The 12,430-nt window shown below is 56.5% G+C and carries 8 protein-coding genes, 2 tRNA genes and 1 rRNA gene; 9 read left to right on the top strand and 2 right to left on the bottom strand.

The window, feature by feature from the left end:
* Positions 1 to 46 precede the first annotated feature (46 nt).
* Entirely contained in the window at positions 47 to 1,822 is a 1,776-nt protein-coding gene (gene msbA / locus CKA81_RS07680; RefSeq protein WP_394342538.1) for a lipid A export permease/ATP-binding protein MsbA, read from the top strand.
* Between the two features lie 65 nt (positions 1,823 to 1,887).
* The gene (locus CKA81_RS07675; protein WP_128354774.1) at positions 1,888 to 2,304 is read left to right on the top strand and encodes a hypothetical protein; all 417 of its coding nucleotides are present in this window, start codon (positions 1,888 to 1,890) and stop codon (positions 2,302 to 2,304) included.
* Between the two features lie 7 nt (positions 2,305 to 2,311).
* Here CKA81_RS07675 and CKA81_RS07670 read toward each other — a convergent pair whose 3' ends face one another.
* The gene (locus CKA81_RS07670; protein ID WP_394342550.1) at positions 2,312 to 3,193 is read right to left on the bottom strand and encodes an isocitrate lyase/PEP mutase family protein; all 882 of its coding nucleotides are present in this window, start codon (positions 3,191 to 3,193) and stop codon (positions 2,312 to 2,314) included.
* Between the two features lie 85 nt (positions 3,194 to 3,278).
* Here CKA81_RS07670 and CKA81_RS07665 point away from each other — a divergent pair, with 85 nt between their 5' ends.
* The 4 genes from CKA81_RS07665 to CKA81_RS07650 all read left to right on the top strand — a co-directional run bounded on the left by CKA81_RS07665 (position 3,279) and on the right by CKA81_RS07650 (position 6,994).
* Positions 3,279 to 3,956, top strand: coding sequence for a GntR family transcriptional regulator (locus CKA81_RS07665; RefSeq protein WP_128354772.1), 678 nt, complete (start codon positions 3,279 to 3,281; stop codon positions 3,954 to 3,956).
* A gap of 96 nt (positions 3,957 to 4,052) precedes the next feature.
* A complete protein-coding gene (locus CKA81_RS07660; protein WP_164878365.1) occupies positions 4,053 to 5,060 on the top strand; it encodes a TRAP transporter substrate-binding protein in 1,008 nt (335 codons plus the stop codon).
* Positions 5,061 to 5,132: 72 nt separating this feature from the next.
* Positions 5,133 to 5,723 (top strand): TRAP transporter small permease subunit, encoded by a 591-nt coding sequence (locus tag CKA81_RS07655; RefSeq protein WP_128354771.1) that lies wholly within the window; start codon positions 5,133 to 5,135, stop codon positions 5,721 to 5,723.
* Positions 5,720 to 6,994 (top strand): TRAP transporter large permease, encoded by a 1,275-nt coding sequence (locus CKA81_RS07650; protein ID WP_128354770.1) that lies wholly within the window; start codon positions 5,720 to 5,722, stop codon positions 6,992 to 6,994. The genes CKA81_RS07655 and CKA81_RS07650 overlap by 4 nt, the downstream gene beginning before the upstream one ends.
* A 4-nt stretch (positions 6,995 to 6,998) precedes the next feature.
* Here the strand turns inward: CKA81_RS07650 and rng are convergent, their stop codons facing one another.
* A complete protein-coding gene (gene rng / locus CKA81_RS07645) occupies positions 6,999 to 8,462 on the bottom strand; it encodes a ribonuclease G (RefSeq protein WP_128354769.1) in 1,464 nt (487 codons plus the stop codon).
* Positions 8,463 to 10,563: 2,101 nt separating this feature from the next.
* On the opposite strand from rng, the gene CKA81_RS07640 reads away from it, so the two are divergent.
* The 3 genes from CKA81_RS07640 (at position 10,564) to CKA81_RS07630 (ending at position 12,376) form a co-directional block, all read left to right on the top strand.
* A 16S ribosomal RNA gene (locus CKA81_RS07640) occupies positions 10,564 to 12,095 on the top strand.
* 109 nt (positions 12,096 to 12,204) lie between these two features.
* A tRNA-Ile gene (locus CKA81_RS07635) sits at positions 12,205 to 12,281 on the top strand.
* Between the two features lie 19 nt (positions 12,282 to 12,300).
* A tRNA-Ala gene (locus CKA81_RS07630) sits at positions 12,301 to 12,376 on the top strand.
* The last annotated feature ends 54 nt before the right edge of the window (positions 12,377 to 12,430 follow it).

Below are 12,430 nucleotides of genomic sequence, written 5' to 3'. Positions count from 1 at the left end.
CTGGTAACGCTAAAATGAATCACCCAATAGTATATAAGCGAGTTTATTGTTGAATTCAGCCAGCCAAACCACGGCACGCTCGGAACCCGTCAAGATCGACCTGTGGCGTCGCATATACAGCCGTCTGGGCGTGTACTGGAAAGCGGTAATCGTTGCCGTGTTGCTGGTCAGTGTAGCGGCCGCCACGCAGCCCACGCTGGCAGTCATCATGAAGCCTTTGCTCGACGAAGGGTTCTCGGGCACCAAGCCATCCTACATCTGGTCCATACCGCTGGCAGTCGTCGGCTTGATGCTGTTGCGCGGGGTTTGCAGCTTCGCCAGTAACTACCTGCTGGCCTGGGTTGCCAACAACATGCTGCTGGGCCTGCGCAAAGAGATGTTCGACCGGCTGCTTGGACTTTCCGACGCCGACTTCAAGCGCGGCGACTCCGGCCGCTTGCTCAATCGGTTCACGATAGACGCCGGCACGGTCACAGGCCTGGCCACGGAAGTCATTACGGTGGTGGTGCGCGAAACGCTGGTTGTCGTCGCGCTGCTGGGCGTGCTGCTGTACATGTCGTGGCAGTTGACCTTGATTGTCCTGGTCATGTTGCCGATTTCCACGATCATTGCACGTATCTTCATTCGGCGACTACGCCGTATCAATCGTGAAACCATAGGTATGAACGCCGAGCTGACCCGGGTGGTGCGCGAAGGCATAGATGGCCAGCGCGTCATCAAGCTGTTTGACGGCTATACGCGCGAGTCCAGCCGCTTTCAATACGTAAATGCCAAGCTGCGCCGGTTTGCCATGCGTGCCGCCAGCGCCAATGCTGCCATGTCGCCCCTGTCGCAATTTTCCATAGGCGTGTCTGTGGCGGCCGTGATTGCGGTGGCGCTTTACCAGGCGAACCACCAGGGTCTTACTGTGGGCAGCTTTGCGGCCTTCATGGCGGCGCTTGGGCAGATCTTCGATCCCATGAAGCGACTGACCAATATTGCAAGCGCCATGCAACGCATGCTGATATCAGCCGAAAGCGTATTTACCCTGATCGACCAAGAGCCCGAAACCGACACGGGTAAAACCAAGCTGAGCTTACCCGTCAAGGGCCGTGTCGAATTCCGCAATATCCACCATCGTTTTCCTGATGCCCACGTCGACACGCTGTCCGACGTCTCTTTCGTGGCCGAGCCCGGCCAGACGATTGCATTGGTAGGTCGGTCAGGCAGTGGCAAGACGACACTGGTCAATATGTTGCCGCGTTTCGTCATACCCGATAGCGGCATCGTATCCATAGATGGTCAGAACATTGCCGATCTGAACCTGCGGGAGTTGCGATCGCAGCTGTCACTGGTCAGCCAGGATGTTGTTCTGTTCGAGGGCACGATCGCCGAGAACGTGGGTTATGGCGCCTTGCATGAGGCCAGCGAACAAGATATTCGCGATGCCTTGCAGGCTGCCAATCTCTTGAGTTTTGTAGAGGGCCTGCCCTTGGGCCTGGAAACGCCGGTAGGCGAGAATGCCAGCCAGCTTTCGGGTGGCCAAAGACAACGCCTGGCCATCGCGCGCGCGCTGATCAAGAACGCGCCCGTCCTGATTCTGGATGAGGCCACATCTGCCCTGGATAATGAATCCGAGCGCCAGGTGCAGGCATCGCTGGAATTGCTGATGGCAGGCCGCACGACCCTCGTGATTGCGCATCGGCTCTCGACCGTGCAGAAAGCCGACCGTATCGTGGTCCTGGATGCGGGCTGCATTGTCGAGCAAGGGCGCCACGAAGATTTGCTTGAGCAAGATGGACTATATGCCTCTTTGTACCGCATGCAGTTCCGCGAAGATTGATGCCGCGGCAGTGGTTCAGCACAGTTGCGGCCACTGTCCTTCCCGAATTTGAAAGGACGAAGACAATGAAGATTCCAGCAGTTTTTGTGATGGTCGCGATGTTGGCCGGCTGCGCATCCACACCCCAGGGCCTACGCGTTACGGATTTGCGTGACCAGCGGTACTTTCGCGGCGACTACACCATACCCCTGAGCTTTGCCAAGATACAGGCCGCGCTATTCAAGCACGAAGCGGCCTGCGGCTCAGCGCCTGTCTTTGCGCTGGACCCTCGCCAGACCAGTTATGCCACCATCATCGATAAGCCGGCCGGCCAGACCAGCTACGAGAACGCCATTGTCGCGGACCTGACCTTTTACCAATCGACGTTGATGTCCGAGCCCCGCAGCCGAGCCCATGTATACAGCTATTACGCTGATTCGGCGACCCAGCAGCGTATCGAGCAGTTGTTTGCCGCCATCGCCCACCCCGAAGTCTGCCCTTAAACCGCGGCTAATCGTCGGCATGCGCCTTGTCAAAATCCCAGACGGCCTGAAACCCCATCAGGCGGCTGAAGGATTCGAAATCATAAAGGCGGTCGGCCACAGCGGCTGAGGAGCCGTCTTGTAGCAGCGCACTATAGGCATCTTCAAGTGCCTTACCCATTGCGAGAAAAGCGGTGCCCGGATAGATCGCGAGTCGGAATCCCATCGCCTGAAGTTGCTCGCGCGACAGTACGGGCGTTTTGCCACCTTCGACAATGTTGATCAGTACCGGCTTGTCGAAAGCGCCAGCGATCTGCTCCATCTCCTGCACCGATTCGGGCGACTCCACGAAAAGTATGTCGGCACCTGCTTCCGAGTAGGCATGCATGCGGCTCAGCGCCTCATCCAGCCCCAAAGACGTGCGGGCGTCTGTGCGGGCGACGATCAGGAAATCATCACTGTTGCGCGCTTCGGCGGCGACACGTATTTTCTTTACCATATCGCTGGCGGGAATGACGCGGCGCCCCGGCGTATGCCCACACTTCTTCGGGAATTCCTGATCTTCAAGCTGAATACCCGCCAAGCCGCCAGCCTCATAGCCTTTCACTGTATGAGCGACGTTAAGCAAGCCACCGTAACCCGTGTCGCCATCGGCGATGATGGGTGTTTGGGTGCCTAGCGCGAAAGCGCTGGCCCGATTGAGCATGTCGGTATAGGTAGCCAAGCCTGCATCAGGCAAGCCCAAATAAGATGCCACGGTGCCATAGCCGGTCATGTACAACACATCGAAGCCCATTCGATCCGCCATGCGGGCTGAAATCATGTCGAAGATTCCGGGTGCAGTCAGCATCCCCGGTGCGGCCAGGCGTTCGCGCAGGCGTTGACGCTTCTCTGTGGCGGTGGTCATCAGTGCAATTCCTCGTTGTAGTAAGCCAGAAATTAATTGTATACAATCTCGGCTCAGTATCAACAGCTTTCTAGGATCGGACGGCATCATGGCGCGCACAGGGCAGCATGGACATACTGCTGAGCAGGCCTATCATTGGATCAGGGACCGCATACTACGCAACTATTGGCCTGCTGCGAGTCAGCTGAAAGAGGGCGAACTTGCTACCGAAATAGGCGTAAGCCGGACGCCTGTTCGAGAAGCCTTGCGTCGCCTGACCCAGGAGGGCCTCGTGGAGACGGTGCCCAACCTCGGAAGCCGACTTCGCAGTTGGACCAGTACAGACCTCGAAGAAATATTCGGCCTACGCATGGTGCTGGAGTCTTATGCCGCGCGGCTCGCCGCCACACGAATAAACGCTGAAGAGCTTGATGCCCTCTACAAGCTCTGTACGGCCATGGAGCAACTGGTCGAACAAGGCATGGACAATTCTCAGGCTCGACACGAGCTGACTCGCCTGAACGAGCAGTATCATGCCGCCATCATGGCTGCCTCACATAGCCCGCGGCTAATGACGCTGGCGCAGCAAGTCATTTCTTTCCCTCTGGTTTACAGAACCTTTTCGAGCTACCGGCTGGAGGAGATCAATCGCAGTATGGCGCACCATCGCGAGCTTGCTGATGCTTTCGGCTCGCGCGATCCGATCTGGGCCGAGAGCGTCATGAGAGCTCACTTGGCCGCTGGTCATGAGGCGATCCGGCACAAGCTTTCCAGGGATAATCTCTGATTGACGGTTTCCGAAGTAGTTGTATACAATTTTTGAGAGATCGCGCTATGACGCGGCATCCAACGCTTTTTGTTTTTTGCCCTGGAGGAGACCCGCATGCAAAAACGTATCATCAAGTCGCTGTGTCTATCAGCGTTAGCCACTTTCATGGTCTGCGGCAGCATGGCCGCCCATGCCGAGCGTACGCTTAAAGTCAGCCTGCAGGTTTCCGCGAAACATCCGGTCGGCGCCAATGTCGTGTATTTCAAAGATCAGGTCGAGAAGATCTCGAATGGTGAGATCAAGGTCGAGATCTATGATTCGGCGCAGCTCTACAAAGGCAGTGAAGTGCCTCAGGCGGTCGCTGCTGGTGCCATCGACATGGGCCTGGTATTGATAGACGAATATGCCGGCACCTTGCCGGCAACAGGTCTGTTCTCAGTGGCCTTCATGTTCCCCAACTACGACGTCCTGGCCAAGGCGGCAGCGCCTGAAAGTCCCATCCGCCAGGAAATCGACGAGCTTATCCGCAGTACTGGTACGCGCGTCGTGTGGTGGCAAGATTACGGCCCCGTGCAACTGCTTTCCAAAGGCACGCCCGTGATCACTCCCGATGACATGAAAGGCAAGAAAGTACGTGTGCTGGGCAAGCCGTCCGGCGACTTCATCAATGCCGCTGGCGGCATACCGGTAAAAATCGGCGGCGCCGAACAGTTCATCGCCTACCAGCGCGGCACTGTGGACGTCGGCATGACCGGCACCACAGCAATTCAGTCGCGCAAGCTCTTTGAGGTCATGGATTCCGTCACCATCACCAATCATGCCCAGACCGAGTTCCTGATCGTCATGAACGACAAGCTGTGGGACTCCATGTCCGAGCAAGAAAGAGAATGGATTTCAACAGCTGCCAAATCGGCCGAAGACGTGATGCGCGCCGAAACCAAGACCGACAATCTCGAGTCGGAAGAATTCATCCGCAGCCAGACCCCCATGAAGGTTATCCATCTTTCGGATGAGCAGGTGAAAGCTTGGCAGGCGACGGCAGCACCCGCGGTGGACGAGTACATCCGTTCCGCTGGTGACGTGGGCAAGCGCCTGGTCGACGAAGTCAAGAAACTCTACTAGTTGGTGTTTGGCGGGTAGGGGGCGTTCGGCCCACTGCCTGCCGGCCCCCGCTGTCTTACCGCGAGTGCGCGCATGAAAAAAGAAGCAAGCATCGAACGAAGCAAGGTCCTTCGCTTCGTCGACCGTGTCGCCGAGCTCAGTGGAAGCGTGGGTGTCTACATGATCATCTTTGTCACTGTCGTCCTGACCTACGAAGCCGTGGCGCGCTATTTTTTCGCTTCGCCCACGCAATGGACGCAAGATATCTCCGTCACCTTGCAGATCTGGTTTACCTATATGGGAATGGCCCTGGTTCTCAAAGATCGCGAGATGATCAGAATAACAGCGCTGCTGGCCATCGCGCCAAAGTCGGTTCGCTATGTGCTCGAAGCGGTGTCGCTCATTATTATTTTTCTTTTCTCGCTTCTGGCGGTAACCAAGGGGTGGGACGTCGTCGCTGACTCTATTCGCCTTGGACGTCGGCAGCCAACCATGTTGGCGCTGCCTAACTGGATTGCCGAGCTACCGGTCGTACTGGGGTTTTTCCTTCTTCTGGTTCAATCGACCGCTGAACTGATACGGCTGCCTTTTCGCGGCCCGCCCAACTTCTCCGTTATTGCTGAACTCGACCCTGCCTTGCACGAGGCAGCTCAACCATCGCCACACGACGAGGTTCGCGCGTGACACTGCTCTATATTGGAATCGCGCTCCTCACGCTGCTGTTTATCGGCGTGCCTGTGGCTTTCTCGCTTGCGGGGTTGGGCGCCGCCTTGTTATTGCTGAAGGGACTGCCTTTGGCCATGGTGGCCCAGAACCTGCACGGTGCGCTCGATAACTTCGTGCTGTTGTCTGTTCCTTTATTCCTGTTGATGTCCAACCTTTTATTGAAAGGCGGAGTCGGCAAGGATCTCTTCGAGGCGGTTCAGAAGTGGGTAGGGCATTGGCCCGGCGGCCTCGGTATTTCGGCATTGCTGTCTTGCGGGATATTTTCCGCCATATCAGGAAGCTCGATCGCGACCGCGGCCACAGTCGGCTCGGTAGCGATCCCCGAGATGGTCAAACGCGGCTACGGCAAGAGCTTTACGCTCGGTCTTCTGGCGGCGGGCGGTACGCTGGGTATTCTTATACCGCCGTCGATCCCGCTCATTGTCTATGGTGTGATTACCGAAGAGAGCATAGGCAAGCTGTTCATGGCCGGCATCGGGCCAGGCTTGCTTCTTATGTTGCTCTTTGGCATTTATACCGTGTTCTATGCGCGTGCCAACAAGCTCCACCAACAGGCGCCCCGCGCCACTTGGGCCGAGAAACGCGGCTCGACCATGCGTGCATTGCCCACTGTCGCGCTGGCAGTGCTGATAATCGGCGGCATCTACGCAGGCGCGTTTACACCTACTGAGGCTTCTGCGGTGGGTGCAACCGCATCGTTCTTGCTGACCGCGTTTTTCCTGAAAACATTATCGGTCAAGGACTTCATTGCGGCGGTAAGGCAAACGCTTAAAACGACTATCGTGCTTTTCCTTATCGTGATTGGCGCGAAGATTTTTGGCAAGGCAATAACGCTCTACCAGGTTCCGGCCATGCTTTCGGAGCTCGTCGACCTTCATATTTCGTCGGTCGATGGTTTCCTCTTGCTGGTAACCGCCATTCTGTTGGTGATCGGACTGTTCCTGGAAAGCCTGTCGATGTTGCTGATCATGGTTCCCGTGCTGTTTCCAACGGTATTGGACCTTGGTATTGATCCCATTTGGTTCGGCATCTATTTCGTGATCCTGATTGAACTGGCATTGATTACGCCGCCGGTGGGGTTGAACCTGTTCGTGATCCAGGCGATTGCCGGCTCCACGCTTGGCGCGGTCGCCCGGGGCGTCATACCGTTTATTATCTTGATGTTGGTAGCGGTGGTGTTGGTGTATTTCGTCCCATCCATCGTCACCTGGATACCGAGTACCTTCTAGAGTCTTACATCAAAACGATATCGTATTGTTCTTGTGTGTACTGGCTTTCCACCTCGAGCGATATCGGCTTGCCGATGAAGTCGCCCAGCATGGCCAGGTGCGGGCTTTCTTCTTCCAGGAACAAATCCACAATGGCTTGCGAGGCCAGGATGCGGAATTCCTTGGGATTGAACTGCCGCGATTCGCGCAGAATTTCACGCAGGATCTCATAGCAAAGCGTGCGCGGCGTACGGACATTGCCGCGGGCCTGGCAAGTAGGGCAGGGCTCGCATAGTTGGTGGGCCAAAGAGTCGCGGGTGCGTTTGCGAGTCATTTCGACCAGCCCCAGCTGACTGAAGCCACTGACCGTCATGCGCGTGCGGTCCTTGCTTAGCGCCTTGTTCAGTTCGGCCAACACCGCAGCACGGTGCTCGGTATCTTCCATGTCGATGAAGTCCAGGATGATGATGCCGCCCAGGTTCCTTAGCCTTAGCTGGCGCGCCACCGCAATGGCAGCTTCCAGGTTGGTCTTGAAGATGGTGTCGTCGAAATTTCGACCTCCAACGAAGCCGCCGGTATTGACGTCGACGGTCGTCAGGGCTTCTGTCTGATCAATAATGAGGTAGCCCCCCGACTTCAGATCGACCCGACGCGACAGCGCCCGGGCAATCTCTTCGTCGACATTGGCGGTATCGAACAAGGGGCGCTCGCCGCTGTAATGCTTGATGCGTTCAAGCACGGAAGGCGTGTAGGTGCGAGCCCAATCGATAAGCTCTTGAGTGGTGCCCCGCGAATCAACCACGATGCTCCCGGTGTAGGGCGTGACCATGTCACGGAGCACACGCTGAGCCAACGTGAGGTCGGTATAGAGCAGTGACGGGGCGCCTTGGATCTTGGCCTTCGATTGTATGCTGTTCCAGAGGGTGCGCAAATAAGAGTGGTCGGCCTCGAGCTCTTCGTTCGTGGCGATTTCGGCCTGGGTGCGGACAATAAACCCGCCTTGCTCATCTTGCGCTCGAAAGCTCAAGACGCGGTCGCGTAGCGAGATCCGGTCTTGCTCGGATTCTATCTTTTGTGAGATGCCGACGTGCGGATCGTAAGGAAGGTAGACGAGCATGCGGCCTGCGATGCTGATCTGGGTAGAAAGACGTGCCCCTTTGGTGCCGAGTGGATCTTTGATGACCTGGACCATGAGGGATTGGCCTTCGAAAAGGAGTTTCTCGATAGGCGTGATGGCTGCACCAGTGCTGCGCTCGTTACGGTTTTGGCGCAGGTCGGCAACGTGGATAAACGCGGCGCGGTCCAGGCCTATGTCGACGAAGGCGCTTTGCATGCCGGGCAGCACGCGCACGATTTTCCCGAGGTACAGGTTGCCGACATGGCCACGCTGGATGCTGCGTTCGATATGGAGTTCTTGCACGGAGCCCTGTTCGACTACGGCGACGCGGGTTTCAAAGGGTGTGACGTTTATTAGTATGTCTTCGGTCATGAGGCATTATGTGATTGCGGTGTTTTGTCAGTGTAGAGGTGAATGGAGCGTCGTGGTAGATGGGCTTACCTTTATGGGGCTTCGCCAATGCGGTTCTGTTAGTGCAATCAGCCTGTGCTGATGCGATGATTTGCTTTTATTCCTATTGCGATCCACTGTTCCTATTGCGCGCGGCGCGGCGTGGGGGCACGGGCTGGGCTAGACGGTCACGGCTCCGGCTTGCGCCGTGGCAAACCTTGCGTCAGGGCCACGGCGGGGCGCCTGCGGAACTCGCAACGTCGGGGCAGTGCCCCGACACCCGTGTTGCTCGGACACCCGCAGGCTTGCCTCCCCGCCGCAGCCCTGCCACAAGGCGTGCCCTAAAGCCGCCCAGCCCGTGCCCCCACGCCACACCGCGAGTCTGTAGTGATTGTGACGGCGTGGGTCCTTCTGAGTGGAGCGGATAGGACGTCGGTATGTTCCTGCCTATATATATAAGTAGCGTGGAGATATAGGCCAGCGGGACGGCGCTGCGTCGTCTAGAGCGGATAGCTTTAGGCGATCACCAGGCACGACGCTATCACCACGTGGCGACAGGTCCCGCTACTGCGGCACCTCTTCCCTACATATCGGAGGGCGTGCATTACTGGCGGTGAGAGCGTCACGGTCATCCGTCGTGATTGTGCATCGACTCTTTATATATGGCGCTTCTCTATATCTGTCCAATCTCGGAGCGATGCACGCCAGAAGTGCGATATAGAAGAAGGCAGCTCAGTGGTCGATGCCTGTGCTTTTATCTGCTGATCATGGCAATTGAACAGTCAGGCGAGTGAAGTAGCAAACCGGCACGGTAGCAAGGAGTGCGGCAGAAGCAACGAAGGGGCATCAACGAAGGTGCAGCAGGGCAGCGCCCAACGGCATGAGTCAAGAATGCTAAATCCACCCAACGCGCCAGCTTATCCTTATCGGTCCACCCCATGAATAGTCCAGGCCCGGGGTGTGGGGTAGCGGTTGCGCGATTTGTCGGCCCCGCCGCGGGGCGACGTTGCACGGGGAGGCAAGCCTGCGGCTGTTCGACCAACGCGGGTGTCGGGGCACTGCCCCGACGTTGGGAGTTCCGGAGGCGCCCCGTGCAGCGTTGACCCGCGGGCAGCCCTGGCGCAAGCCAGGGCCGGGGTCGATGAGCGCAACCGCTACCCCACACCCCGGGCCGGGTTTAGTGCGCAGTGCGTGGCAATAAGATTCAGGCACCTGCGCGACAAGCGCTTTTAAAGCAAAGCCGAACCCCTAATAACGCTTTCGCCCAGGTAAAAAGCGTGCTTTCCCATGGAATTTAGCCCCGCCGCAAAACTATTTGCGCCCCGCCCAAAAAAACATTCCACCAGTATTTCAACAGCTTATCTGTCTAGCCGTCATCAGCGCGTCACAAAACCGTGCTTTTGCCCGCAAAGCGAGTTGCATGGCCTAAAAACCCTGTGCTATAGTTCTGTTCTTCGCAGCACACGCGACTGGGGTTAACCCTAGTTAGCAACCGGTACTAAGGCTTTGAAAGTAAAGCAGTTTTACCGGGCAAGTGGGTTGCAAGGGCAGTAAAACAGGTAGCGAAAAACTTCTCGGATTATGGTATGATTTCGGTCTTGCCAAAAAACGGCAAGGTAGAGGACAAAGCAGCGGCGCTTTAAGGTGGTTTTCAAAGCGCGCTGGCAGCAAGGGTAAGGGCAGTGTGAAGTTTGTGGCGTTAAGCCCGGCCGAACCACCCCAACTTGACAGGCCAGAAAAACTGCTTCATAATCTCGCTTCTTTGCTCGAGGCACACACGGCCAGCCACACGCTGCCAGGTGGGTTAGCCGAGCAGGCAGTAGTACAGAATTTAGTACCCGAGGGGTTGTTCGCACAAAACGCCTCACACGCTCTTTAACAATTTAACAGCCGATAAGTGTGGGCGCTTGGAATGAGTGTGCAGCCTTCTCACGAGGGTTCGCCAAAATTATCAAGTGCTCGCACATTGAAAAAGTAAAGGTTTGAAGTAATTTAAACCGGTCTTTTTCTTTGAGCAGACGCGACGTATGACCTGCCGGGTTCTTAGGAGCTCGGTTTGGAAATTACGATTTATACAGAGATTGAACTGAAGAGTTTGATCCTGGCTCAGATTGAACGCTAGCGGGATGCTTTACACATGCAAGTCGAACGGCAGCGCGGGTCTTCGGACCTGGCGGCGAGTGGCGAACGGGTGAGTAATATATCGGAACGTGCCCAGTAGCGGGGGATAACTACGCGAAAGCGTGGCTAATACCGCATACGCCCTACGGGGGAAAGGGGGGATCGCAAGACCTCTCACTATTGGAGCGGCCGATATCGGATTAGCTAGTTGGTGAGGTAAAGGCTCACCAAGGCTGCGATCCGTAGCTGGTTTGAGAGGACGACCAGCCACACTGGGACTGAGACACGGCCCAGACTCCTACGGGAGGCAGCAGTGGGGAATTTTGGACAATGGGGGAAACCCTGATCCAGCCATCCCGCGTGTGCGATGAAGGCCTTCGGGTTGTAAAGCACTTTTGGCAGGGAAGAAACGGCGCCGGATAATACCTGGCGCAACTGACGGTACCTGCAGAATAAGCACCGGCTAACTACGTGCCAGCAGCCGCGGTAATACGTAGGGTGCAAGCGTTAATCGGAATTACTGGGCGTAAAGCGTGCGCAGGCGGTTCGGAAAGAAAGATGTGAAATCCCAGAGCTTAACTTTGGAACTGCATTTTTAACTGCCGAGCTAGAGTATGTCAGAGGGGGGTAGAATTCCACGTGTAGCAGTGAAATGCGTAGAGATGTGGAGGAATACCGATGGCGAAGGCAGCCCCCTGGGATAATACTGACGCTCATGCACGAAAGCGTGGGGAGCAAACAGGATTAGATACCCTGGTAGTCCACGCCCTAAACGATGTCAACTAGCTGTTGGGGCCTTCGGGCCTTAGTAGCGCAGCTAACGCGTGAAGTTGACCGCCTGGGGAGTACGGTCGCAAGATTAAAACTCAAAGGAATTGACGGGGACCCGCACAAGCGGTGGATGATGTGGATTAATTCGATGCAACGCGAAAAACCTTACCTACCCTTGACATGTCTGGAAGCTTTAAGAGATTAAAGTGTGCTCGCAAGAGAACCGGAACACAGGTGCTGCATGGCTGTCGTCAGCTCGTGTCGTGAGATGTTGGGTTAAGTCCCGCAACGAGCGCAACCCTTGTCATTAGTTGCTACGAAAGGGCACTCTAATGAGACTGCCGGTGACAAACCGGAGGAAGGTGGGGATGACGTCAAGTCCTCATGGCCCTTATGGGTAGGGCTTCACACGTCATACAATGGTCGGGACAGAGGGTCGCCAACCCGCAAGGGGGAGCCAATCCCAGAAACCCGATCGTAGTCCGGATTGCAGGCTGCAACTCGCCTGCATGAAGTCGGAATCGCTAGTAATCGCGGATCAGAATGTCGCGGTGAATACGTTCCCGGGTCTTGTACACACCGCCCGTCACACCATGGGAGTGGGTTTTACCAGAAGTAGTTAGCCTAACCGCAAGGAGGGCGATTACCACGGTAGGATTCATGACTGGGGTGAAGTCGTAACAAGGTAGCCGTATCGGAAGGTGCGGCTGGATCACCTCCTTTCAGAGCGAAGCACACGAAGCGAAAGCGTCCACACTTATTGGCTGTTTGATTAGAAAGAGTAAGCCACGACAAGGTTACGGGTCATGCTGCAGGGCATGGCGCGCACACTGGGTCAGTAGCTCAGTCGGTTAGAGCACCGTCTTGATAAGGCGGGGGTCGTTGGTTCGATTCCAACTTGACCCACCAGTACGGTTTTTATCGGTGCGGGGGATTAGCTCAGCTGGGAGAGCACCTGCTTTGCAAGCAGGGGGTCGTCGGTTCGATCCCGTCATCCTCCACCAAGCTTCTTTTAGGTATTAAAAGGAAGGCGCGGTCCGAGCGTGCGGGTTGGACGA

Origin of the sequence: Pollutimonas thiosulfatoxidans (assembly GCF_004022565.1) — a bacterium.
Taxonomy (GTDB): domain Bacteria; phylum Pseudomonadota; class Gammaproteobacteria; order Burkholderiales; family Burkholderiaceae_B; genus Pusillimonas_D; species Pusillimonas_D thiosulfatoxidans.
This window is presented reverse-complemented; position numbering and strand designations above follow the sequence as displayed.

What these genes read in the sequence shown, in the direction of transcription:
- CKA81_RS07675 (WP_128354774.1), top strand. Translation starts at nt 1,888, where the DNA reads ATGAAGATTCCAGCAGTTTTTGTGATGGTCGCGATGTTGGCCGGCTGC.
- CKA81_RS07660 (WP_164878365.1), top strand. Translation starts at nt 4,053, where the DNA reads ATGCAAAAACGTATCATCAAGTCGCTGTGTCTATCAGCGTTAGCCACT.
- rng (WP_128354769.1), bottom strand. Translation starts at nt 8,462, where the DNA reads ATGACCGAAGACATACTAATAAACGTCACACCCTTTGAAACCCGCGTC.
- CKA81_RS07665 (WP_128354772.1), top strand. Translation starts at nt 3,279, where the DNA reads ATGGCGCGCACAGGGCAGCATGGACATACTGCTGAGCAGGCCTATCAT.
- CKA81_RS07655 (WP_128354771.1), top strand. Translation starts at nt 5,133, where the DNA reads ATGAAAAAAGAAGCAAGCATCGAACGAAGCAAGGTCCTTCGCTTCGTC.